This is a genomic window from Pseudomonas machongensis, assembly GCF_034961125.1.
GTDB lineage: Bacteria > Pseudomonadota > Gammaproteobacteria > Pseudomonadales > Pseudomonadaceae > Aquipseudomonas > Aquipseudomonas machongensis.
Genome location: NZ_JAYFUI010000150.1, coordinates 1 through 24,220, shown reverse-complemented (window position 1 = coordinate 24,220; position 24,220 = coordinate 1). Strand labels below are relative to the sequence as shown.

At 66.3% G+C, this 24,220-nt stretch carries 19 protein-coding genes; 7 read left to right on the top strand and 12 right to left on the bottom strand.

Features of this window, described 5'->3' with window-relative positions:
• Positions 1–215: 215 nt before the first annotated feature.
• The 12 genes from tagQ to tagH form a co-directional block, all read right to left on the bottom strand.
• Positions 216–1,139: a type VI secretion system-associated lipoprotein TagQ gene (tagQ, locus tag VA602_RS14890; RefSeq protein ID WP_063541541.1), complete on the bottom strand. Its 924-nt coding sequence runs from the start codon at positions 1,137–1,139 to the stop codon at positions 216–218.
• 72 nt (positions 1,140–1,211) lie between these two features.
• The gene (locus VA602_RS14885) at positions 1,212–2,990 is read right to left on the bottom strand and encodes a formylglycine-generating enzyme family protein (protein ID WP_323453594.1); all 1,779 of its coding nucleotides are present in this window, start codon (positions 2,988–2,990) and stop codon (positions 1,212–1,214) included.
• A complete protein-coding gene (locus tag VA602_RS14880; RefSeq protein ID WP_323453593.1) occupies positions 2,983–4,191 on the bottom strand; it encodes an FtsX-like permease family protein in 1,209 nt (402 codons plus the stop codon). Before VA602_RS14880 ends, VA602_RS14885 begins: the two co-directional genes overlap by 8 nt.
• Positions 4,191–4,895, bottom strand: coding sequence for an ABC transporter ATP-binding protein (locus tag VA602_RS14875; RefSeq protein WP_323453595.1), 705 nt, complete (start codon positions 4,893–4,895; stop codon positions 4,191–4,193). Before VA602_RS14875 ends, VA602_RS14880 begins: the two co-directional genes overlap by 1 nt.
• Positions 4,895–7,885 carry a serine/threonine-protein kinase gene (locus tag VA602_RS14870; protein ID WP_323453592.1) on the bottom strand — a complete coding sequence of 997 codons (2,991 nt, stop codon included), beginning with the start codon at positions 7,883–7,885 and terminating at the stop codon, positions 4,895–4,897. Before VA602_RS14870 ends, VA602_RS14875 begins: the two co-directional genes overlap by 1 nt.
• A gap of 8 nt (positions 7,886–7,893) precedes the next feature.
• Complete coding sequence (locus VA602_RS14865; protein ID WP_065863914.1) at positions 7,894–8,613, bottom strand: PP2C family protein-serine/threonine phosphatase; 720 nt, start codon at positions 8,611–8,613, stop codon at positions 7,894–7,896.
• Complete coding sequence (tagF, locus tag VA602_RS14860) at positions 8,610–9,272, bottom strand: type VI secretion system-associated protein TagF (protein ID WP_112899385.1); 663 nt, start codon at positions 9,270–9,272, stop codon at positions 8,610–8,612. The genes VA602_RS14865 and tagF overlap by 4 nt, the downstream gene beginning before the upstream one ends.
• A complete protein-coding gene (gene tssM, locus VA602_RS14855) occupies positions 9,269–12,775 on the bottom strand; it encodes a type VI secretion system membrane subunit TssM (protein ID WP_323453591.1) in 3,507 nt (1,168 codons plus the stop codon). Before tssM ends, tagF begins: the two co-directional genes overlap by 4 nt.
• The gene (locus VA602_RS14850) at positions 12,772–14,079 is read right to left on the bottom strand and encodes a DotU family type VI secretion system protein (protein ID WP_063541553.1); all 1,308 of its coding nucleotides are present in this window, start codon (positions 14,077–14,079) and stop codon (positions 12,772–12,774) included. The genes tssM and VA602_RS14850 overlap by 4 nt, the downstream gene beginning before the upstream one ends.
• Positions 14,080–14,085: 6 nt before the next feature.
• On the bottom strand, positions 14,086–15,420 hold the full coding sequence (gene tssK, locus VA602_RS14845; RefSeq protein ID WP_054891233.1) for a type VI secretion system baseplate subunit TssK: 1,335 nt from the start codon (positions 15,418–15,420) through the stop codon (positions 14,086–14,088).
• Between the two features lie 15 nt (positions 15,421–15,435).
• Complete coding sequence (gene tssJ, locus VA602_RS14840) at positions 15,436–15,933, bottom strand: type VI secretion system lipoprotein TssJ (protein ID WP_153773938.1); 498 nt, start codon at positions 15,931–15,933, stop codon at positions 15,436–15,438.
• A gap of 48 nt (positions 15,934–15,981) precedes the next feature.
• The gene (gene tagH / locus VA602_RS14835) at positions 15,982–17,337 is read right to left on the bottom strand and encodes a type VI secretion system-associated FHA domain protein TagH (RefSeq protein ID WP_323453590.1); all 1,356 of its coding nucleotides are present in this window, start codon (positions 17,335–17,337) and stop codon (positions 15,982–15,984) included.
• A gap of 395 nt (positions 17,338–17,732) precedes the next feature.
• Here tagH and tssA point away from each other — a divergent pair, with 395 nt between their 5' ends.
• The 7 genes from tssA to VA602_RS14800 all read left to right on the top strand — a co-directional run.
• Positions 17,733–18,770 carry a type VI secretion system protein TssA gene (gene tssA, locus VA602_RS14830; protein WP_323453589.1) on the top strand — a complete coding sequence of 346 codons (1,038 nt, stop codon included), beginning with the start codon at positions 17,733–17,735 and terminating at the stop codon, positions 18,768–18,770.
• Positions 18,771–18,827: 57 nt separating this feature from the next.
• Positions 18,828–19,343 (top strand): type VI secretion system contractile sheath small subunit, encoded by a 516-nt coding sequence (gene tssB / locus VA602_RS14825; protein WP_054891229.1) that lies wholly within the window; start codon positions 18,828–18,830, stop codon positions 19,341–19,343.
• A gap of 10 nt (positions 19,344–19,353) precedes the next feature.
• Entirely contained in the window at positions 19,354–20,847 is a 1,494-nt protein-coding gene (tssC, locus tag VA602_RS14820; RefSeq protein WP_323453588.1) for a type VI secretion system contractile sheath large subunit, read from the top strand.
• A 103-nt stretch (positions 20,848–20,950) separates the two neighbouring features.
• Complete coding sequence (locus VA602_RS14815) at positions 20,951–21,439, top strand: Hcp family type VI secretion system effector (RefSeq protein ID WP_054891227.1); 489 nt, start codon at positions 20,951–20,953, stop codon at positions 21,437–21,439.
• 91 nt (positions 21,440–21,530) lie between these two features.
• Positions 21,531–22,046 (top strand): type VI secretion system baseplate subunit TssE, encoded by a 516-nt coding sequence (gene tssE, locus VA602_RS14810; RefSeq protein WP_063541559.1) that lies wholly within the window; start codon positions 21,531–21,533, stop codon positions 22,044–22,046.
• Complete coding sequence (gene tssF / locus VA602_RS14805) at positions 22,043–23,905, top strand: type VI secretion system baseplate subunit TssF (protein ID WP_323453587.1); 1,863 nt, start codon at positions 22,043–22,045, stop codon at positions 23,903–23,905. The genes tssE and tssF overlap by 4 nt, the downstream gene beginning before the upstream one ends.
• Positions 23,869–24,220: type VI secretion system baseplate subunit TssG (locus VA602_RS14800; protein ID WP_323453586.1), on the top strand; the 352-nt coding region annotated here is incomplete at its 3' end. The genes tssF and VA602_RS14800, both read left to right, overlap by 37 nt.

Genomic DNA, 24,220 nt, shown 5'->3' with positions numbered 1-24,220 from the left:
ATCGATCGCCTTGAACAGCTTCTGCTGGTCGATACGCCCCTGCAGGCGCTGCTGCGCCAGAAACTGCGAGGTGTTGGCCAATTCGTTGACCAGAAGGTCTTTCATGAATACGTGTCCTTACTCAGCTACAGGCTGGCCTGTCCACAGCACAAAGCCGCTCCCTACCGAAGCGGCCTTGCGTCGCGAAAGGGGCGCGATGCACCCCTGCAATCCCATCAAACGTTCGGGCAAGGCACCGGTGCCCAGTCACCCATGTCCGGGTTGCGGCACATGCTGTTGACCTGATCCACGCCCGCCTTGGCCACCTGCTGGGCTTCGGCTTTCTTGCCGGTGGCGTTCTGCAGGGTCTTCTCGGTGGCGACTGCTTCGGTCGGCACTTTGGTGTTGGTCTTGCCCGCAGCCTGGCCCTTCTTGGTGCCAGACTTGCTGGTCGCTTTCGGTGGCTGGACCACGGCCACCACTTCCGAACGCTGCACGCCCACCTGCTTGAGGTCCTGCTCGTAGGCCTGGGTGTAGTTGTTCAGGTTCTCACCCAGACGACCGTTGACGGTGCCGAGCAGCTGGTTCGACTCGTTCAGGCCGGCAACGATCTCGGCCAGGCGCTTGCGGCCTTCGGTATCGTTGATGCGGTTGGCCTTGCGGTTCTGGATCAGGCTGGCAAATTCGCGCTGGTAGCAGGCCTGGGACGCCTTGGCGTACTGGGTGGTGCGGTCCAGGTCGGCGGCACTCTTGTCGATGTCGGCGGCGTAGGAAGCGATGCGCTGCTTGTCGTCGCTGATCTGCTTCTGGCGCTCGGTGTAGTAGCCCGCCGCACCACCGACCAGGGCACCACCGGCGGCGCCGATGGCAGCGTTGCGACCACGGTTGTCACCGTCCACCAGGGCGCCGGTCAGGGCACCGCCTACCGCGCCGAGCAGTGCGCCGGTGGCGACCGAGCGAGTCATGTCGCCGTCAGTGGAGCGCAGGTGCTGCACCGGCTCGTAGCAGTTGGGGTAGTACTCCACCTTGGTCGTTGCACCGATCTTGGAAACCGGCGAGCCGGCGCAGCCGGTCAGCAGGACGCTGCTGAAACCGGCAGCCAGCAGCAGGGCGGCACGGGCCTTGGAAGCGGTGATCAGGGAGGTGCGATTCAAGCGCATGGTCGGGTTCTCTCTCGGGTTGTGCTGATCCGGCCTGCTTCATGCGGGCCGGGGTCTTTTTTCAGGGTTTCTTCAAGGTCGCGGAGCAGCCGATGCCAGCAGCTCCTTGAGGATCGTCGCCGGGTCGGCCCGCCGGTTCTGGCGGTACTCCCCGACGTGGCGGACGAACAGGGTGGCGCGGGTCTCCAGGCTCTTGCCCAGCACCGGCTTGCGCTCGAGCTCTTGCTTGACCCGCTGGAACTGCGCCTGGATCACCGCGTCGGTGTAGCGCGTGCCGCTGGCCAGGTTGTCGATGTAGATCGCCAGCGCGCCGTCCAGCGCGCTGCGGCCGTTGGCGATGGCGGCGCCATACATGCTGGCGCTGGCCTGGTCGCCCGAGGCCTGGGCCTTGGCCTGGGTGTTCTGCAGGTTGGTCAGGCGGATGTTGTAGTTGTTGATGGTCTCGGCCACGAGCGCCGCCGACTGGATCAGGTTGCCGGCCGCTTCCTCACGCTGGCGGGCGATCAGCGAAACATTGCGCTTGAGTTCTTCGTTGACCAGACCCAGCTCGGCCTGCAGGCGCGGGTCGCTGGCGCCGGCGATGATGCCGTCCAGGCGCGTGGTCGGGTCATCGGCGGCATTGATGTCGTCGGTGAGGCCAGCCAGGCGCCCCTCTTTCTGCCACTGCTCGAACAGCTCCTGGTAGCGCGAACGCGGCGCCGACAAGGCACCGATGGCGACCCGGAAACCGGTGGTCTCGTTACGCTGCTCAGTGCCGTCGGCACCGAACAGCGGATACTCGCGGCGCATGCCGGTGAACAGCGTGGTCTCGCCTTCCAGGTAATTGCCACCCTTGACCACGAAGCCGCCGTAGGCGCCCTGACGGCGACCAGCGTGCACCAGCTGGAACGACTCCTGGACCATTTCGGCGGCATTGCCGATCACATCGAACATCCCGAGCGGGTTGGGTTGCTTGGTCCCGATCGGCATCAGTCGCGCAGCCTGTCCGGTGCCACCCGCAACCTGGTTGAACACCGCCCAGTCGGCCAACGGCCCGTCACTGTCGCTGCCTTCGACCTTGCGCGGGAACAAACGCCCATCGAGCTCCTGGCGGCTGACCGCCGAACCGCCGCGGGCGGCGAACTCCCATTCCACTTCAGTGGGCAAGCGCACGAAACCGGTCCCGCCATCTTCGGCCTTGCTGCCCCGGCCACTGACCGGCAGCAATTCGCGGTGGTGCTTCATCAACCAGGCGCTGTACACCGCAGCGAAGCGCTCGGCCTCGAAGCGCGACAGCTTGACCTTGGGCAGGCGACCGGCGGCCTCGGTGACCGGTTCGCAGGCAGGCTCGGCCTCTCCGCTGGCCAGCGACTGAGCCTGGGCCATGACCTGGGCATACTGGCGCGCAGTCACCTCATACTTGCCGATGAAATACATCATCGGTTTGAGCGGGCTGCCCGCCTCGACCTTGGGCAGGCTGGCGCCGACCAGCTTCTGCCAGGCGGGGGACAGGTCCTGCAGGCTGAACTGGCCATTGATGAAGTCGCGGCGATATCCGGAAATGAACGACTGCTTGTAACCCGCCTCGCCTTCGCTGAAGGGGTAACCCAAGTTGACCTCGCGGTCATCGAGGCTGCCTTGCGCCAGCACGTAGACATGCCGGAAGACAATCTCGCCGCCACAGGGCAGCGGCAAGCTGACGTCGTCGGCCAGAGGCTTGGGGTTGTCCAGCTTGCTGGTGGCGGCGGGGTCGGGCGTGGCGGTGTTGACTGCGGAGGCCTGGGGCTTGTCCTCGCCATCGGCGGGAGAGCAGGCCACAAGGCCCAGTGTGGTGACGATCAAGGCCGCTACCTTGAGGCGAAGTTCAGACATCACGAATTCCTTGCGAGGCGTCGATCCGCGCCACCCGCCAGCCACCCAGGGCGGCGGCAGCGGTGCTGGCCGACAACACGGCGAGCAGCGCGACGAGATAGTGCATGGGCAGCAGGTGAGCGGCGTATTCGCCGGGCACCTGCATGAACAGCCGGTTCAGGCCGTGCTCGGCCAGGGCATACAACAGGGCCGCCAGCCCGGCGGCGAGCAGGCCGCTGTACAGCGCCTGCAACACCACGAACAACAGCAGCGCGGCGGTGCCGAAGCCCAGCAGGCGCAATACCGCCAGCTCACGCTGCTTGCGCTCGACCGCCGCTACCGCACCTGCGGCAACCGCCGCAACCGCCCCGGCCACGGCCAACGCGGCGATGATCCAGAACACCAGGTCGAGATTGCGCCCGAGCGACTGCACCTGGGCGATCTGCGCCGCTTGGGTCGACACCAGCAGCTGACGTTCGGCGAAGAACTGGCGCAGCGGCTCGACGTCCTCGAGCGTGCGGGCATACAGGCGAAACGCCGGGTAGACCCGCGTCGCGTTACCGGCCTGCAGCTCGCCCGCCCAGTCCAGCGCCGGTACCGCACGCCCGTCGCGGTAGTCCTCGGCGGCCTCCAGCAAGGCCAGCGGTGCGAACAATGCATCGCGCTCGAACGCTGCCAGCGGCAGCACGGCACGCACGTGCAACGAGGTCTGGCGCCACTGCACCTCGCCCGCACGCTGGCGATTGAAACTGGCCTGCAAGTGATCGCCAGGACGGGCACCGAGCTTTTCCGCCGCGGTGAAACTCAGCACCACGTCGCGCAGGTCGGCTGCATCGGGGGCCACGGCGCCGTCGAGCAACGGATCGCCGGGCGCGGTCGGCAACATCTCGACCGTCACCCCACGCCCTTGTGCAGGCAGCAACAGCTCGGCGGTGGCGGCGATCTGGCGGGTGCGCGGGATGGCGAAGGCGACATCCGGACGCGCCGCGAGCCCGGCGATGAAATCGGCAGTGAAACGTCCCCCGCCCAAGGGAATGACCTCACGCACACTCGGGTCGCGCTGCAGACGCTCGGTCAGGCTGCCGATCAGGCCGAACTTCAGGCCGAACAGCACCAGCAGTGGCGCAATCACCGCCACCAGCGCCAGCACCGCGCAGGCCGACAGTCGCGCGTCGGTGCGGTAGTCCTGCCAGGCCAACCCGGCGATCAGCAACGGGCGCATCAGGCAGCCTGCCCCAGGGTCGCGATGACACCGCCTTCGGCATCGCGTCGACAGTGCATGCGCAGCACCCGCAGCCCGGCGTCGCGGGCCAGGGTCTCGTCGTGGGTGGCGATGATGCAGGTCACCCGATGCGCCTCGGCCTGGCGCAGCAGCAGCTGCATCACCCGCTCGGCATTGATCGGATCGAGCGCTGCGGTCGGCTCGTCCGCCAGCAACAGCGAAGGCGCATGGGCCAGGGCGCGGGCACAACTGACCCGCTGGCGCTGGCCCAGCGAAAGCGCCGCCGGACGCTTGTCCAACTGGTCGCTCACATCCAGCGCGGCCGCCAGGCGCTCGACGCCACCGTCGTCGGCCAGTCCCAGCAACTGGCGCGGCAGACGGATGTTGCCGCGTACATCGAGAAAGCCCAGCAGCCCGCCCGCTTGCAGCACGTAGCCCAGGTGCCGGCTGCGCAAGGCGGCCAGCCGGTCGAGCCGACGACCACGCCACAGCTCGGCAACATCCTGCACGCTGCTCTCAAGTTCCAGGGTGAAGGCGTCCGCCGCATCCGGCGCCAGCACCAATGCCAGCAGGTCGAGCAGCGTGCTCTTGCCGCAGCCGCTGGGCCCGACCAATGCCACCCGCTCACCGGCGCCCAGACGCAGATCGCCGATCTCCAGGCGGTAGCGCCCGCGCGTCTTGTGCACCCCCTGCAGGCTGATCATCACGGCAGCGTCGACAGCGGGACACGGTACAGGGCGTCGCCCGGCTCGGCGTTGCCGAAGCGCACCCAGTTGGCCATGTCGTTGTGGAAGGTTTCGTAGAGGCGAATCTTCGAGTCGAGCTCGTCGATGAAGTCCTCCTGCTCGGCGACCGACAGCGACAACCACAGGTCCTGGGTCATGCTCAGCGACTTGCTGCGATACGGCAGGCCTTCGAGGTACTCACCGAGCACACCGCCCTGGGCAAGGTTGGCGCCCTTGCTCAGCGCGCCCGGGTCGCGGCTCATGTAGGCACTGGCGCTGGCGATTTCATTGAAGAAGTCGCCCGGCGAGCTGCGTGTCTTGCGCGCCGCATCGACGATCAGCTTGAGCGACTGCTGCAGGTCGTTGAGCTGCAGCTTGGTCAGCATCACGCACACCTGCAAGGTCGGCAGCGCCGGGTTGGTCAGGTCACGGTCGGCGGTCCAGGCACTCACCAGTTGCGGCGCCTGGCTGGCGCTGCGGCGGCCGAGGAAGTCCATGTGCATGGCGTAGCCCACGGCCTGGGTCTTGGCGGCGAGGCTGGAGCCACTAGCGAGCAGCGGCACGGCCTGCGGCTGCTGGTTGCGTACCTGGTGAACCAGCTCGGCGAAGGTCGAACCGATCTCCTGCACGCGCGCGCCAAAGGCGTTCACATCGCCGCCCGGCACCCCCACGTAGAGGTCGCCGATACGCGGGTTGCTGTCGGCGGTGAGCACGCGGTACTGCTGCTCGGCCGAGCCGTGATTCTTCACCCCGGCGGGGGTGCGCAGGTGCAGGGCGTAGATCTTGATCTGCTTGCTCAACGCCGCCTGACGCACCTCGGCTTCGTTCATCCGCGTACTGCTCTCGGGATCGCTCTTGCGCAAGGCGCCAGCATCGCTGACCAGCAACACGATGCGCCCGCCGTAGCCGGACCAGTCCATGCCCTCGACCGCCTGCATGACCCCGGCGAAGGCATCCTCGTTGAACGAATGGCTGGACACGGTGGTGGCCTTGACCTGCGACGCGGCCTTGAGAAAGCGCGCAGGGTCGCGGCCTTCATCGAGGGTGACCAGGGTCTTGCTCAGGTAGTCCAGGCCCGGCGTGCGCTTGACGCTGTTGCGAAAGCCCACCAGGCCAAAGCTGACGCTGTCCAGCTCACCGCGTGCCGCCAGTTGCTGCTGCAACTCGCTGACCACCTGGCGCACCCGGTCGATGTAGGGTTGCATCGACACCGAGGTGTCCACCACCAGCACGATACCGGTGCGGAAGCTGTTGTCGCCGGCGCCGGCAACACCTCCGGCCTGCGGCGTGCTGCCGGCCGCACTGCTGCCGGGATCGATCGATGCGATGTTGAGCAGTTGCACCGGCTGGCCGTCGGCGTCGAAGCTCTCGCGGTAATCGAAGATCGGCATCAGGTAGAACTGGTCCTGCGGCACCGCGTTGGCCGCAGGCTCCAGCGCCAGCACACGCGGTACCTGTGCTGGGTCGTTCTGTGCCTTGAGCAATTGCGCGCGGGCCTGGGAACTGTCGTCGAGCAACTGCTGCACATCGTCGGGCTGACGCATGAACATCACCGGCGCACGACCAGAGCGTTCGGTGAACTTGAGCACCAGGCTCTGCTTCCAGTCGCTGGTCTGCTCTGCAGGCAGCCAGCCCTCGCGCGCACCATCGCTGGCAGCACCGACCTGGACCCAGGCTTTGCCGTCGATATCCTTGCGCTGATAAACGTAGAGCACCGAGAAGGCCGGCAGGCTGTCACCGGCAGCGCCACCAGGGGTGTCGGCCAGGCGTGCGCCGGGCTTGGTCAGCACGCGCTGGAACAGGGTCTTCTTGCCCGCCATGAGCAGCGGGCGGTGATCGTCCTGCGAGGTGCTGGCGACAGGAGGTGGCGCGCTGGGTGGGGCCGGTGTCTGTGCCACAGGTGTGGCGACGGCGGGTTCGTCGTGACCGGCGAACAACCAGTAGCCACCCGCCGCCAGGCCCAGTGCCGCTGCGATGGCCACCGCCAGCAGCGCCACCGCGGGTTTTTTCTTCGGCGCAACGACAGGCGCCGGGCGGCCTTGCTCTGGCTCACGCTGGACGGGCTCGGGTTGCGCATGTGCCTGGGGAATCTCGATGGACACTGGCGTCAACCCTGCGAGCTCGGGGGTTGCCGGGGGCACGATCAGTGGCCGGATCACCGTGCTCTGGTTGTCGTCGGCCGGCAGGCGATCCAGTGCCGCCAACAAGGCAGCGGCATCGGCGAAGCGTTCGTTGGGGTCCTTGGCCAGCAAGCCGCGTAGGATTTCCTGGTAGCGCCCATGCTCGATGGGCAACTCCGGCAGCGGCTCGGTCAGGTGCGCCAGCGCCGTGGACAGTGCATCGGTGCCGCTGTAGGGCAGCTTGCCGACGAGGATTTCGTAGAGCACCACCCCCAGCGCATACAGGTCGGCGCGCCCGTCGATCTCAAGCCCGCGCGCCTGCTCCGGGCTCATGTAGCTGGGCGTCCCCACTGCGAAACCGGCCTGGGTGAACTGGGTGTGATCGTCCAGGGACTTGGCGATGCCGAAGTCCGACAGCACGGCGTTGCCATCGGCACGAAACAGGATGTTGGCCGGTTTCACGTCGCGGTGCACCAGGCCCTGGGCATGGGCATAACCCAGCGCCTGGGCCATCTGGCGCACATAGACCAACCCTTGCTCCGGCGTCAGCCCGGCGGCGATGCGCTCCTTGAGCGTGCCGCTGGGCAGGTACTCCATGGCCATGTAGTACAGCTCGCCGACATTGCCGATATCGTGGATGGTGGCGATGTGCGGATGGGCCAGGCGCGCAAGGGTGCGGCCTTCGCGCAGGAAGCGCTCGCAGAAGGTCGGATCGGCCGCCAGGCTCGCGGCCATCACCTTGAGCGCGACCTTGCGCTGCAATGAGCGCTGGGTGGCCAGGTAGACGCTGGCCATGGCGCCTTGGCCAATCTCGCCATCGATGTCGAATCCGGGGATCTGCATGTCCATGATGTTCTTCAATTGGCCTTCACCACCACGGCGGTGATGTTGTCGGGCGCGCCTCGGGTCAGGCCCAGGTGGACCAGGCTGCGTACTATTTGATAGGGGTCGGCATGGTTGAGCACCTCGCCGATCTCGAGGTCTTCGGCGGTCTTGGTCAGGCCATCGCTGCACAGCAGGTAGGTGTCGCCAGGGCGCACCTGCAAGGCCACGGCCTGCAGTTCCAGGTGGTCCTCGACGCCGATGGCACGGGTCACGATGTTGCCGCGCGGATGCACCCGCGCCTCGGCTTCGCTGAGCAGGCCGCTGTCCTGCAGTTCCTGGACGTAGCTGTGATCGTGGGACAGGCGCTCGATGCGCCCGCCGCGCAGACGATAAAGACGGCTGTCACCGGCCCACAGGCCGATGGCCTGGTCGCCGCGTGCGGCCAGCACCACCACGGTACTGCCCATCATCGCCACGCCACGGCGCGCGGTTTCCTCGCGGACCGTGAGGTTGACCCACGCCAGGCCGTCACGCACTTCGTCGGCGAACTCCGCCAGCGAGTCGAGCATCGGCAGGCGGCGCAGGCTGTCCACTGCCAGGCTGCTGACATAGTCGCCCGCTGCATGGCCACCCATGCCGTCGGCCACTGCCCACAGGCCCGCCCAGGTCAGGTCCAGGCAAGCGTCCTCGTTGATCTTGCGTACCATGCCGACATGGCTGTAGCTGGCCGCGGTGTACTGCAGGTCGGTCATGCGCGTGCCGCCTCGCTACCCAGAAGAAACCCGGCGAAATCCTCGCTGCGCGGCAAGCCCGGATAGCGCATCAGGCCCGGCGCAATCCGCTCCGAGCCCCTGCCCCACCACAGGCTCATGCCTTCGCAGGCGCACTCGGCCAGTGCTCGCTCCCGCCCTTCAGGCGTGGTCGCGGCCAGACGTTGCAACCCACCCACCGCAGGCGCGCTCGCTATCCCCTGTGGCAGCGGGGTGGTGCCGCGATAGGGCCGCACCGCATCCTCGAATGCCTCGAGCTGCGCACCTTCCTCCAGCGTGCCGAGCAAAGCCGCTTCGACCTGCTCGAACCACTCATCCGCCCCCACCACCGCAACCGCCACCGAAACCTGCGGCTCCAGCGCCTGCGCCACGGTCAGCGGAAAATACCGCCCGACCCGATCGATGCTCGGCATCACCACCCCGATCATCGCCTGCGGCCCGCACACACCCGCGGCCAGGGCAAAGCGCCACAGCGGGCTGACCAGGTACGCCTGCAGCCACTGCTCGCCCAGTTGTCGCTGGCTGGCCTGGATACCTGCGGCCAGCCACTGGTCCCAGGGCTGGATGAAACTCTGTGGCAGGTCGCGGCTGACGAAGTCGCCGCGGCAGGCCATCTTTCCGTAGAAACCGACGTCGTTCACAGGCGCTCCGGCAGGCTGAAACCGCTGACCACTCGGCTGCGGAACGGGTTGAAGGCGCTGCTGGCACGCAGCTCATAGGACACGCTGGCACCGTCGACCCGCAGGCGCAGGCTGAAGCGCTCGGGCGAGGCGCCGGCGATCAGGTCGGACTGGTCGAGCAGGCGGAACCACGCCCACGGGCCTTCCAGCGTGAGCCCCGAGCGGCCACTGGCCGAAGGGGGCGAGATCGACAGGCGCACCACGCCGATGCTGTTCGGGTTCGGCCACTGCAACGACACCGGACGGCTCGGGCCGTGGTCATAGCTGACCTGTTGGCCATCGAGGTCGAGCATGAACTGGGTGATCGACGCATCCATCGCCACCGGCTTGAGCTCGAAACGCACGCCTGGCGTCAGGCCGCTGCTGTTACGGAAGAAGGCATCGCGGATGGTCGCGGCGCGCTGGAAGGTGTTGAGCACACCGGCATTGATCCCCAGCTTCTGCGCCGCCCCTGGCTGCCAGCTCCACGGCGACGTGGAGGTGTTGACGTAAGGCTGCAGGTATTTGCGGAAGTAGTTGTCCATCACCCCGCCAACACCGAAGAACTGGCCGAAGTCTTCCAGGGTCGCATCACGCGGGCTGCCGGCCGTCAGCGGGTAGCGACCGCTGAGGGACTGGCGGTAGACATTGACCACCTCGCTGGTCCAGGCGGCATTGAGCTGGTTGCGTACGCCACCCATGACGATGGCGTTGGTCGAGCCGACCACCGAGCCGACCAGGTTCTGCACCACTTTCGGCTGCCGCGCAGCACCGAGCGAAACCCTCTGCGAGGCAGCCTGAGCCTGGTTCTTGGCCTCGCCCAGCAGGGCTTCGCCACTGGCGCCGACCATCGCACTGACCTGTACGTACAGGGCGTTGAGATCGGCGAGCAGACCGTCGATCGAGCTTGGCTGGCCTTCGCCACCTTCGACCAGCTCGGCCAGTTCGGCGAAGTGTGCGGTCACAGGGTCCACCTCACGCGCACCTTGCTCAGTGCCCGGGATCGGCGTGTCGCCGAGCAGACCGCCCAGGCGCTGGCGCAGTTGATCGACACCGGCCTGTTCGACCTTGGCTTGGGCCTTGTCGAGGGTGGTGGGCTGCTGCAGGTCGGTTTCCTTGGCCACCGCCTGCAACAGTTTCTTCATCGGCGAGGTAGGGCCGGACAATACCCGCAGCACGTCGGCGGCCTGCCCGACACTGGTGATCGGGACGAAGTCCAGGTCGGCCAGCAGCGCATCCCAGTGGCGGATGTAGTCCTGGTAGTAGAGCTGGCGCACATCGTCCGCCAGGCGCTTGGCATCGCTGGCCTCGCTCAGCTCGCGACCGAGCACCCAGCGCTCTTCGGCGAGGGTTTCGCTGTGGGCGACGCTGGCGGCGAGAAACGCCTTGCGATAACCCTCGACAGTGAAGATCCCCGGCAGCGGCTCGGTCAGCGGCTTGCCACTCTTGCGCTGGAATACCAGCGCGGCATCACGTCCAGCGGCGTCGCTGATGCGAAAATCGCTGACGCCGGCCGGCAGCTTCTGCCGCTTGACCCGGTCATACACACGTTGCGCCACCGGCAACTGCTGCAACTGGCGGCGGGTGTCGTCGATCAGGCGTTGGTCGAGGCGCGCATTCGGCGGGCGCTTGTCGAACAGCGCCGCCAGGTGCTGTTCAAGTGCCTGGCGCTGCTCGGGAGCCAGATCGCGCGGCAGATGGCGCTCCCAGTCGAGACTGATCCAGGCCTTGAGGAAATCAGCGTCGTAATGCTCGCCGTCGGCCAGCATCAGATAGGCCTTCAGGCCCTCGTACAGATAGTCGGAAGGGCCACCGGCATACAGTTGCTCCTCGATGCGGGTGACCAGCCGCGGGGCGAAGATCGCGATCAACAGCTTGCGATAGACGCTGGTGGACTCGGTCTCCAGCATGTCGCCCTGGTACAACCCAAGCCCCTCGGCCCAGGCCGGCGGGTCGTCCGCCAGACGGCGCACGGCGTTGAGCAGCGGCAGCACTTCGATCACCTCGCGCTGCGCCGGGCTCAGTTCCTGCACGCTCTGGCCCAGTGGTTTGAGGCGGCTGTCGACTTCGGCGATGTACTGCTGGTTGGCGCGGTAGCTCAGGGTCCACAGGGTGCCGACCACCAGCACCAGAGCCACGCTCAGCGCCAGGGCACCTCGGGTGATCCACTTGCGGCGCTGCTCGACCTTGGGGTTGCTGCCCACCAGCCCACGCTCGGCGAAGGCCACGGCGCTGAACAGCTTCTCGATGAAGTAGCTGCGTCCGGTGCCGGTCTGGCGCGCCAGGTGCGCGCGGTCCAGGCCCATGCTCTGCGCCATGCTGCCGATCAGGCGATCGATGGGGCTGCCTTCCTGGGTGCCGCTGGTGAAGTACACACCGCGCAGCAGCGCCCGCGCCTCGAAGGCGTTGGGTTTGAATACGCCGTCGAGGAAGGTCTTGAGATTGCCGCGCAGTGCCGCGAACTGCTGCACGAAGCCATAGATCAGGTCGCGCCGCGCCGGGTCGCGCTCCTGCTGCAGGCGCTCGACCAGACGCTGATTGAGGCGTTGTTCGAGCAGGCCGAACTCCTGGTCGAAGCCGGCCAGTGGGCCGTCGCCCTGCTGCCCGTCATCCAGCGCGAAGGTCATGCCCCACACCTGGGCGCGCTCGTCCTTGCTCAGGTTGTCGAAGTACTCCATGAAGCCCGGCACCAGGTCGAGCTTGGTGAGCATCAGGTAGATCGGGAAACGCACACCGAGCTGGCTGTACAACTCCTGGATTCGGGTGCGGATCGCCGCCGCATGGGCGGCGCGTTCGGCGTCGCTGCCCAGCAGCAGATCGGACAGGCTGATGGCGATGAACGCCCCGTCGATAGGGCGACGCGAGCGCTGGGTCTTGAGCAGGTCGAGAAAGCCCAGCCAGGCGGCCTTGTCTACCTGCGCATGGCTGTCCTGGGTGGTGTAGCGTCCGGCGGTATCGAGCAGCACCGCCTGGTCGGTGAACCACCAGTCGCAGTTGCGCGTGCCACCGACACCACGGATGGCGCCCTCGCCCAATTGTGCCGCCAGCGGGAAATGCAGCCCCGAGTTGACCAACGCGGTGGTCTTGCCGGAGCCCGGCGGGCCGATGATCACGTACCACGGCAGCTCGTAGAGGTTGCGGCGCTCGTCACCGCCCAGGCGCGCTTTCTTCAGCAGCACCAGGGCCTCGTCCATGCGTTGGCGCAGGGTCGCCAGCTCTTCGGCGGTGGCCAGGCTCGCAGGATCCGGCGCAGTTTCGGCGGCCAGGCTCTCCATCACTTTGGCGGCTTGGCGACGCGCCTGGACGATGCGCCAGGTACGGTATGCGATCCACACCGCGAACAGCAGGACGATCAGAATCCAGCGCGGCGCCGGCGGCGCCAGCACGTCCAGCAGCGGCCCGATGAACCAGATGATCAGGCTGAGGGCGATCAGCCCAAGCACCGGGATCACCCAGCGAATGACAAAACTGAAAAACGCCTTCACTCGACGCCCTCCGCCAGTACGGTGATTTCGACCCGGCGATTCTTCGCCCGGCCCTGTGCGGTGTCGTTGGAGGCCAGCGGCTCGGTGTCGCTCAGGCCTTGCGCGCTGAAGCGCTGCGGCTGCCCGGTGCGCGCGGCGAGCATTGCCTTGACCTCTTCGGCACGGGCCTGGGACAGCGCCCAGTTGGAGGGGAAGCGGATCGTGGCGATGCGCTGGTTATCGCTGTGGCCAGTGACGCGCACGTTGCCCTTCACCTTGGAAACCGCCTCGGCGATACGCAGCATCAGCGGCTCGAAATCGCCCTTGATACTGGCGCTGGCAGACGCGAACAGCTCGTCGCCACGAATGGTCACCACCGAACGGTCGACCGCATCTTCCACCGAGACCCGACCGGCCTTGATGTCATCGGCAAGGAAACCTGCCAGGCGCGGGCGCTCGACCGGCTTGGGCTGCACCACCGGGCGGTCCATGGCCTGCACCGGGATTTCACCCAGGGCATGGATGCCGCGAAATACGGGTTCTGCATCGGAGGCCAGCTTCAGGCGCAGACCGAACAGCAACAGCAGCAGCAAGGCCAGGGCCACCGCGAGCCCTACCCAGGGCGGCACGAACTGGGTCAGACGATCGCGGCTGACCGAGACGCCGCGCCAGTGCGGGGATAATTCGCGCTCGATCTCCCCGCGTGCGCTGCGCAGGGTCGCAGCGGTACGCTCACGCAGCGCCTCGAGCTGTGCACGCCCCCCGTTCATCACCCGGTAGCGGCCCTCGAAACCGAGGCTGATGCACAGGTACAGCAACTCCAGCAGGTTCAGACGCTCGCGCGGGCTCTGCAGGCAATGCTCGAGCAACTGGAAGACCTTTTCACCGCCCCAGGCTTCGTTGTGCACGGTGATCAAAAGGCTCTGCTTGCCCCAATCGCTGCTACTGCCCCAGGGGGTGCTGAGCACGGCTTCATCGAGGGCGGTGCACAGGGCATAGCGCGCCAGCAGCACTTCGTTGCGCGGTACACCGCCAGCCTCGGCGCGCTCCTCGAACTGGCGCAGGTAGGCGAGCAGCTGCGCGCGCAGGCTCGCCGGGGCTGGATGGGCGATGGTATTGCGCAGTCGTGTAAGCATTGCCAGCAGCGGACCGGCCGCCTGCTCCAGCGGATTGAGGCCCTTGCCCTGGCCCGGCGCCAGCGGCTCGGCCGGTACGCTCAGCGGCGGTGGTGCGGCCTGGGGTGCCGCCGTCGGCTGCGGGCCTCGTCCGCCCGGGCGAGGCATGAACTGGGTGCGGTCGTTGGCCTGCGGATCGTCGTGCTGCATCGCGGCTTATCCTCGAATGGCCCAGAAGGCCAGGTTCAGGCCAGGGAACTCGCCAGCGACGTAGAAGGCGAAGCCTCCCGAATGTTGCAACTGCTTCCAGTGCTCACTGCCGCGGTCGAGTTCGAAATAGGTGGAACCTGCATGGAACGGAATCTGCCGCGGCGCCACCGGCAACGGCAGCAGGCCGATGCCAGGCAACTGCAGATTGACCAGGTCGCGGATGTGCTCCACCGAACCGATCTTGCTCTGCTGGCCGAAGCGGCTGCGCAAGGTCTCGCCCGGCACATCGGCGCGCACCACAAGGATGAAACTGGCGCTGTCCAGCAGGCTGCGATCAGCGAGCATGGCCACGTGCACGCCGTAGGCTTTCTCGACGATCGGAATAGCCACCGCCTTGCTGTCGATCAGCATCGACAGCGCTTCACGCAGCGATGCCATCAGCGGCTGGAAGGTCGCCGCAAGGTCATCGTGCTGGTACACCGGGAAGCTCTCGGGGCGACGCCCCTCGCGGGTGAAGGTGGCGAACTCGCCAGCCAGCGCCACCAGCTCGCTGTACAGCCGCTCGGGGTGCAGCGGGCTGAGCTGGCCGAGGTGCTCGATCAACGGCTGTGCGCGGTTGACCAGTTGCAGCAGCATGAAGTCGGCAATTTCCGAGGCGCCGCCATTGGCCGAGGCCACCACCCGCCCGGCCAGTGCCTCGCCACGCTGGTGCAGCAGCCCCAGCAGCTCACTGCGAAAATTCGACAGCGGGTTGCTGGCCGCCACATCCAGCAGCGGCGGGATGTAGCTGTCGTCCAGCACCAGGGCCCGGTCGGCACGCTTTTCCCGGATGCGCACCACACCCAGCGCGGCAAAATCGCCCAGGCCATCTTCCTCACGCAGCAGGCGCAGCGCACGGCCTCCCAGGGCCAGGGGTGCGCGATTCTCGAACGGCGCATTGTCGTCGCGCACTTCGCTGACCCGCGCCACATAGCGCGCGCCGTCCAGCGCCTCGCCTTCGTCGACGGTGTCGCGGGCACCGGCACGCTTGAGCGGCAGGCCCAGGTGAATCACCCCGTCGCGCAGGTCGTCGGGAATTTCCAGAGGCGCCGGTGGCAGGTCATCACGGGGAATATCGAAGGGCGTGCCGTCCGGCAACAGGCCACGGGCACTGAGGATCGCCAGCTTGCCCTGGGCCAGCAGGCCCTGGTCGACCAGCAGCTCGGAAAAGCCCCAGGCCGCGCTCGACAGAGGGCGGCTGCGGGCATCGATGAAGTTTTCCAGATAGCGGTCGTGCTGCTGAAAGTGCTGGGTCGTGATGAACATGCCTTCCGACCAGACCACACGATTGTTCCAGGACATGGGTTCTCCGTTTGCCTAGCGGGCAGGCACAGGTTGTGGGGTGGCCACGGCGCTGCGCACGGCGCGCACATCGAGGCTGATCTGGTAATCGCGAGGCGGGACGGCCAGCACGCTGCGCCACTGCGCACGGTCGATCTCGCGGTAGCCGACCACCAGGCCGACCTGGCGCGTCGCCGGGTTCAGTGGGCGATCCAGCTGCAGTTGACGACCGGGCTGCAGCAGTACTTCGTCCTGGTCGATCAGGTCGGCGCCCAGCGTGGCCTGCGCCCGTTCGGCCAGGGCAAAGTAATCGGCGCGCTCGAAGGCGGCGGCGTTCTTCAGCTCGTAGATGCGCACCCGCACAGGTGCCGGCGTGCCATCGGCACCGGGGTTGAGCCCGGCGGCGGCGCTGAAGTACAGGGTGACGCCTGGCTCTGCCGGCTCAGCGTCGGAGCTCGGCACCACCGACGCATCCTTGCTGCAGGCACTGAGCAGCACGAAGGCCAGGGCTGCCATCAGTCTTGTTGCACTCATCCTCGTCCTCATGACGTATTGGTGTTCTTCCTGCCTTGGGCATCAGCCTCAAGAGCGTTGCAGTCGGGCGTTGTGTGCCTCGTAGGCACGGCTGAACTCGCGGCCGAACAAGTCCTGGAAATCGTCCTGGGCTTCAGCTGATATCTGCCCGTACAGCTCGGTGAACTGCTGCCAGCAATGGGCCTGGCGCGAGCCGCCGAATACCTTCGACAGGCCTGTGGCCGGCGCCAGGCGAGCCTCCAGCCGGGCGGGCTCGAAACGCGTCAGCACGTGCTTGATCGCCGCCTCGACGCCGGCCATGACCGCCAATTGGTGGGCGCGCAGGTCATCGAAACTGTCGCGTACCGCCTGGTCGGCGGGCATGAACGCCTGGTTGCCCTGGCGCAGCAGCAGCAACAGCGCCTCATCGGCGTTGGGGGCGAACTTCAGCGGGTTGTTCTGCACCGGCGCGATGGTGGTCTGCTGCATGCGGAACTCGCCCTTGAGGCTGCTGCGCGCGCGCAGCACGTCGATCAGGCCCTCGACCATCAGGCGGTAGCTGCGGCCCACCGCCTCCATCTGCGCTGCGGCATCGCCAGCGTCGATGCGCAGGTGCTCGATGCCCGCACCGCGCAGGAACGCCTGCAGCAGCGCCTGGTCGGGCATGGCCTGGGGGGCGGGCGGAACGGGTGCGGGTGCCGGTGCCGGTGCGGCGACAGGTGCAGGCGGTGGAGGCACTGCGGCAACAGGCGCGATCGGCTCTTGCGCAGGCAGCGGGCTGGAGGCCGGGGCCTCGTCGAACAGGTTCCAGTCCGCCGGAATCACCCCCGGGACGGGTGCAGCAGGCGACACGGCGGGCGTTACCGGCGCGGGCGGACGAAAGTCGTGCTGCTGGGCCGGCACATGGTCAGGTTGGCTCGCCGCTGGCACGCTGGCGGGTCCAAGGAAATCGAAGATGTCGGGCAGCGTGTCGTGGCTCGAAGCCCCCTGCAAGAAAGCAGCCGGGGCGGCTGCGAGAGGGGGCTCGGAGGGCGTCGCCTGCCCGGCCATCAGCGCCTCGAAGCTCTGTGCGCCAGGCTGGCGACTCTCCTCCAGCGAGAACCCCGAATCGATGCGCGCCTGGATCTCGTACTCGCCAATCCGTATAACTTCGCCATCCATCAAGGGCTCGCTGTTTCCGCGGCGCAAACGCACTCCAGCGTGTACCAACTCCACGCCATTGGTGCTGCTATCGGTCAGGTAATAACGGCCATCTCGAAACTGGATGACACAATGATTGGACGATACCAATCGCTCAGGATCCGGCAATACCCAATCATTGTCCGGACTTCGCCCAATGGTGACGGCACCAGTCTCCACAAGCATCTCCGCACGTTGGCCCGGAGTAATCTTGTGATAACTAGTGATAGTAAGGCAAAGTGCCATCACGCCTCCTGCATATAATGTGCATCGTGATTCCATTCAAATGAGTGGATAGCGAAAAGTGCCAATAAATCCTTCAAAAACAACGACATAAATAACGTCTTTAGCTGTTTTATCGCGACATATCGGCGAATTTAACCACAGCAGCAAGGCACATTGATGGCATCCGACAGATGGGCCTTCAAAGCTGCAAACTCGGTCACACCTCCACTCGGGGGCGGGTAGCTTACCTTGACAGCATTTTGGAAATAAACCATAAATGCGCAACTTTGGAGCCTGCCATTGATATCACGCTGACATCAATCGCCCGCTCCTCTACAAGTTTTGTGCGCCAGTTCACATTTGCAACTTCGCGCAACTAACGCCCCGCCACGGGCCGATATGGAGATCGATTCCTGGTGAACTCGCCGCTGCTGCTCGCCGCTATTTCCGATGACTTCCCATGCGGTGAAGATCTCGAATACGACGCGGACTTCCTGCAACTCGAACGCGATGCCCAAGGGCGTCCGGAGCGGGTCATGGGCGATGCGGTACAACCTGCCGAACCGCCGCAGTGGCGCACCATCGAGCAGACCTGCACCGACCTGCTGCAACGCAGCAAGGACCTGCGCATCACCCACTTCCTGGTGCAGTCCAAACTCGCATTGCAAGGCTTCGTCGGCCTGGCCGCCAGCCTGGAACTGATCCGCGACCTGCTCGGCGAATATTGGCTGCACCTGCATCCGCAACTCGACGCCTCCGACGACAACGACCCGACGGTGCGTGTCAACGCCCTGTCCGGCCTGACCTGCGACGCCAACATCGCCCTGCTGCGCGAAGCCGTGCTGGCACGCTCGCGCGCCTTCGGCCCGGTCACCTTGCGCGCGGCCCTGCACGCCGCCGGTCTTCAGCACTTCGCCAGCGAAGACCTGAGCGTCGAAGCGCTGGCCGCTGCGCTGCGTGATGCCGACCCCGATGAGCTCGAACAGACTCGCCAAGCCCTGAGCCTGGCCCGCGAGGCCTGCGAAGCGATCGAGCGCCGGGTCAGCGACCAGGTCGGTTCGGCCAGCGGCGTCGACCTGTCGGCACTCAAGCAACCGCTGCGCCTGGCACAGCAGGTGCTGGCCGACTACGCCCCGGGCGGCTCGCCGCCAGCCGCCGAGAACAGCGAAGCGCCGCAGGAACATTTCCAGGACGACCATTCAACGTCCACCGCCGCAGTGCCAGCCGCTCGTGCCGCTGCGCGCCCTGGCGAGATCAACAACCGCGACGACGTTCAGCAAAGCCTCGAGCGCCTGCTCCAGTACTACGCCCGCCACGAGCCTTCCAGCCCGTTGCCGGTGCTGTTGCGCCGGGCCAAGAACCTGGTCAACGCCGATTTCGCGACCATCGTGCGCGACCTGATTCCCGAGGGCCTTTCGCAGTTCGAGAACCTGCGCGGGCCCCAGGACGACTGATACCACCGACAGCCGCAACGAACGACAGCGCCCCCAGCGGCGACCAGGAGGAACCACGTGGCCAAAGACAGCTCCCAGAAATTCATCGCGCGCAACCGCGCGCCGCGAGTGCAGATCGAGTACGACGTCGAACTGTATGGTGCCGAGAAGAAGGTACAGCTGCCCTTCGTCATGGGCGTGCTCTCCGACCTCGCCGGCAAGCCGGCCGAACCACTGCCCGCCGTGGCCGACCGCAAGTTCCTGGAAGTCGATGTCGACAATTTCGACTCCCGCCTCAAGGCCATGAAGCCACGGGTGGCATTCAACGTCCCCAACGAGCTGACCGGCGAAGGCAACCTGAGCCTGGACATCACCTTCGAGAGCATGGACGACTTCAGCCCGGCCGCCGTTGCGCGCAAGGTCGACGCCCTGAACCAGCTGCTCGAGGCGCGCACCCAACTGGCCAACCTGCTGACCTACATGGACGGCAAGACCGGTGCCGAGGACATCATCCTCAAGGCCATCAAGGACCCTGCGCTGCTGCAGGCCCTGGCCAGCGCCCCGAAACCTTCCGATAACGAGCCGAGCGCCTGAGGAGCCCGCCATGACCGATCCGTTGCGCGATACCCATCCCCAGCCGGCCACCACCGAGCAGGCCAGCGAATTCGCCAACCTGCTGCTGCAGGAATTCAAACCCAAGACCGAGCGTGCCAAGGAAGCCGTCGAAAGCGCCGTGCGCACCCTGGCCGAACAGGCCCTGGCGCAGACCAACCTGGTCTCCAACGATGCCATCGGTTCGATCGAACAGATCATCGCCGCCATCGACGCCAAGCTGACCGCACAGGTCAACCAGATCATCCACCACGATGACTTCCAGCAGCTGGAAAGCGCCTGGCGCGGCCTGCACTACCTGGTCAACAACACCGAGAGCGACGAGCAGCTGAAGATCCGCGTGCTCAACATCTCCAAGACCGACCTGCACAAGACCCTGAAGAAATTCAAGGGCACCGCCTGGGACCAGAGCCCGGTGTTCAAGAAGCTCTACGAAGAGGAATACGGTCAGTTCGGCGGCGAGCCCTACGGCTGCCTGGTGGGCGACTACTACTTCGATCAGTCGCCACCCGATGTCGAGTTGCTGGGCGAGATGTCCAAGGTCTGTGCGTCGATGCATGCGCCGTTCATTGCCGCTGCATCGCCAACGGTGATGGGCATGGGCTCGTGGCAGGAGCTGTCCAACCCGCGTGACCTGACCAAGATCTTCACCACTCCGGAGTACGCCGGCTGGCGTTCGCTGCGCGAATCGGAAGACTCGCGCTACATCGGCCTGACCATGCCACGCTTCCTGGCACGCCTGCCCTACGGCGCCAAGACCGACCCGGTCGAGGCCTTCGCCTTCGAGGACGATACCGACGGCGCCGACAGCAGCAAGTACACCTGGGCCAACGCCGCCTACGCCATGGCGGTCAACATCAACCGCTCGTTCAAGCACTACGGCTGGTGCTCGCGCATCCGCGGCGTCGAATCGGGCGGTGAAGTGCAGGATCTGCCGGCGCACACCTTCCCCACCGACGACGGTGGCGTGGACATGAAGTGCCCGACCGAAATCGCCATTTCCGACCGCCGCGAGGCGGAGCTGGCCAAAAACGGCTTCATGCCACTGCTGCACAAGAAGAACACCGACTTCGCCGCCTTCATCGGCGCCCAGTCCTTGCAGAAGCCGGCCGAGTACGACGACCCGGACGCCACCGCCAACGCCAACCTGGCTGCTCGCCTGCCGTACCTGTTCGCCACCTGCCGCTTCGCCCATTACCTGAAGTGCATCGTTCGCGACAAGATCGGCTCGTTCAAGGAAAAGGACGAGATGCAGCGCTGGCTGCAAGACTGGATCCTGAACTACGTCGACGGCGACCCGGCGCACTCCAGCGAAACCACCAAGGCACAGCACCCGTTGGCGGCGGCTGAAGTGGTGGTGGAAGAAGTCGAGGGCAACCCTGGCTACTACAACTCGCGCTTCTACCTGCGCCCGCACTACCAGCTCGAAGGGCTGACCGTGTCGTTGCGTCTGGTCTCGAAGCTGCCTTCGGCCAAAGGCGCCTGAGCCTGAACCGGGGCTGCTGCGCGCCCCATCGCGGGGCAAGCCCGCGATGGGCTGCGCAGCAGCCCGATAGAACTGCCAACCGACGCGAAATACCGAGGACATCATGGCTGTAGATATTTTCATCAAGATCGGCGACATCAAGGGCGAGTCCGCAGACAAGACCCACAAGGAAGAAATCGACGTGTTGAACTGGAGCTGGGGCATGTCCCAGTCCGGCAACATGCACATGGGCGGAGGCGGCGGTGCCGGCAAGGTCAATATCCAGGACCTGTCGATCACCAAGTACGTCGACAAGTCCAGCCCCAACCTGATGGCCCACTGCTCCAGCGGCAAGCACATCGACAAGGTCAAGCTGACCGTGCGCAAGGCCGGTGGCGAGAGCCAGGTCGAGTACCTGATCATCAACCTCGAAGAGGTGATCATCAGCTCGCTGAGCACCGGCGGCTCGGGCAGCGATGACCGCCTGACCGAGAACGTCACCCTGAACTTCGCCAAGGTCACCGTGGACTACCAGCCACAGAAAGCCGACGGCACCAAGGATGGCGGCGCCATCAAGTACGGCTGGAACGTGCGTCAGAACGTCAAGATCTGATAGCGCTGGCGACTGTTTCGCGGGCAAGTCGCAGCTGCGGCTTGCCCGCGAAGCAGTCGCCACGACCCCGAACCCTTGAAGGAACCCGACCGTGGTAGCCGACATCGCCGCCCGTGACCGCCTGCAACCCTCGCTGCTGGATCGTCTGACCGACGATGATCCCGGCAACCCGCAGGAAGCCCCGGACAAGCGCGTGCTGTCGCTGCAGCAGCTCAAGGCATCGGTACTGCGCGACCTGGCCTGGCTGCTCAACACCACGTCGCTGCTCGACAGCACCAGCACTTTGAACACTCCCGCAGGCAACTCGGTGGTCAACTACGGCCTGCCCGCCCTGGCCGGCAACTGCGCCTCGAACATCGACCTGCTGGCCCTGGAGCGCATCATCCACCAGGCCATTTCCACCTACGAACCGCGCATCCTGGCCCACACCCTCAAGGTGCGCGCCATGGTCGCCCCCGGCGAGATGAACGCCAACGCCCTGAGCTTCGAGATCGAAGGTGATCTCTGGGCCCAGCCTGCGGCGCTACCACTACTGCTGCAGACCGACCTGGACCTGGAGTCCGGGCAAGTGCACGTAGCCCCCGCCGAACGCAGGAGACGCGCATGAACCCGCGCCTGCTCGATCTGTACAACCAGGAACTGCGGCACATCCGCGAAAGCGCGGCGGAGTTCTCCCGCGAGTACCCGAAGATCGCCGGGCGCCTGACCCTGTCCGGCATCGACTGTGCCGACCCGTACGTCGAGCGCCTGCTCGAAGGTTTCGCCTATCTCACCGCGCGCGTGCAGCTCAAGCTCGACGCCGAGTACCCGACCTTCACCCACAACCTGCTGGAAATCGCCTACCCGCACTACCTGGCGCCGACGCCCTCGATGACCGTGGTGCAGCTGCAGACCGATCCTGACGAAGGTTCGCTCAGCGCAGGTTTCCCGCTGCCACGCGGCAGCGTATTGCGCGCCAACCTTGGCCGCGACTCGCAGACCCCGTGCGAGTTTCGCAGCACCCAGGACGTCACCCTGTGGCCGCTGCAGGTGGCCCGCGCCGAGTATTTCGGCAACCCTGGCACCGTGCTCGGCCGCCTCGCCGCCAGCGAACCCAAGGCCCGCGCCGCATTGCGGCTGACACTGCGCAGCGGTGCCGAGATCCCGTTCTCGAGCCTGCCGCTGACGCACCTGCCGCTGTACCTCAACGGTGCCGACGAAACGCCCTACCGTCTCTACGAACAACTGCTGGGCAACGCCTGTGCAGTGTTCGTCCGCCAGCCCGGCGCTGATTGGGTCGAGCGCATCCCGCTGGAGCACGCCCTGCGCCCCTGCGGTTTCGATGACAGCGAAGCGGCATTGCCGGTGGTGCCGCAGGCGTTCCAGGGCTACCGACTGCTGCAGGAATACTTTGCCCTGCCACAACGTTTTCTGTTCGTCGATTTCGCGGGCCTGGAACGGGCGGTCAAGCGCTGCAACGGCCAGGAGCTGGAGCTGCTGGTGCTGTTCGAGCGTTTCGACTCGGCGCTGGAAAGCAGCGTCGGCGCCGAGCGCCTGGTGCCCTTCTGTACCCCGGCGATCAACCTGTTCCCCCGCCGGGTCGACCGCATCCACCTGACCGACAAGGTCAACGAACACCATGTGATCGCCGACCGCACCCGCCCCACCGACTTCGAGATCCACTCGCTGCAGCGGGTCACCGGTCACGGCACCGGTGCAGACCAGGAGTTCCTGCCCTTCTACGCCGTGCGTGACCCCTCGCGCTATGGCCGCGATCAGGCCTACTACATCGTGCGCCGCGAGCAGCGAGTGCTGTCGAGCGAACAGCGGCGCAACGGCACGCGCTCAAGCTACATGGGCAGCGAAACCTTCATCAGCCTGGTCGATGGCCAACAGGCGCCACACCGCCACGACCTGCGCCAGCTGGGCATCAGCGCGCTGTGCAGCAACCGCGACCTGCCGCTGTTCATGAGCGTGGGCGATGGGCGCAGCGACTTCAGCCTCGCCGACAGCGCACCCGTGTCTGCCGTGCGCTGCCTGGCCGGCCCCAGCCGCCCCAAAGCCAGCCATGCCCATGACAACCGCGCCTGGCGCCTGATCAGCCAACTGTCGCTGAACTACCTGTCGCTGGCCGAGCAAGGCCAGGGGGCCGCCGCCCTGCGCGAGCTGCTGCGCCTGTACGGCGACAGCCAGGACAGCGCACTGCACCTGCAGATCGACGGCCTGCGCGAGGTCAGCAGCAAGCCCTGCACCCGGCGCCTGCCGATGCCCGGCCCGATCGTTTTTGGCCGTGGCCTGGAAATTACCCTGGAATTCGACGAGAACGCCTTCCGCGGCACCGGCGTCTTCCTGCTCGGCGCGGTGTTCGAACGCTTCCTGACCCGCTACGTGTCCATCAACAGCTTCACCGAAACCGTGCTGCGCACCAGCGAGCGCGGCGAGATCATGCGATGGAAAGCCAAGCCCGGACGCAGGCCGACCCTGTGAACATACTCGAGGCCATGCAGGCCGAACCCTGGGAGTTCGACTTCTTCCAGGCGCTGCGTCGCCTCGAGGCCGAGCACCCCGAGCTGCCTCGCTTCGGTCACGCCCAGCGCCTGGCCGATGAGCCGGTGCGCCTGGGCCAGCGCCTGGACTGCAGCTTCGCCCCGGCCACCCTGGCCTCGGTAACGCAAGACGGCGAAGGGCCGGCGCGCCTGGAACAGTTCTTCTTCGGCCTCGGCGGCCCCAACGGACCGCTGCCGTTGCACCTGACCGAGTACATGCGCGAACGCCAGCGCAACCACGCCGACCACACCAGCA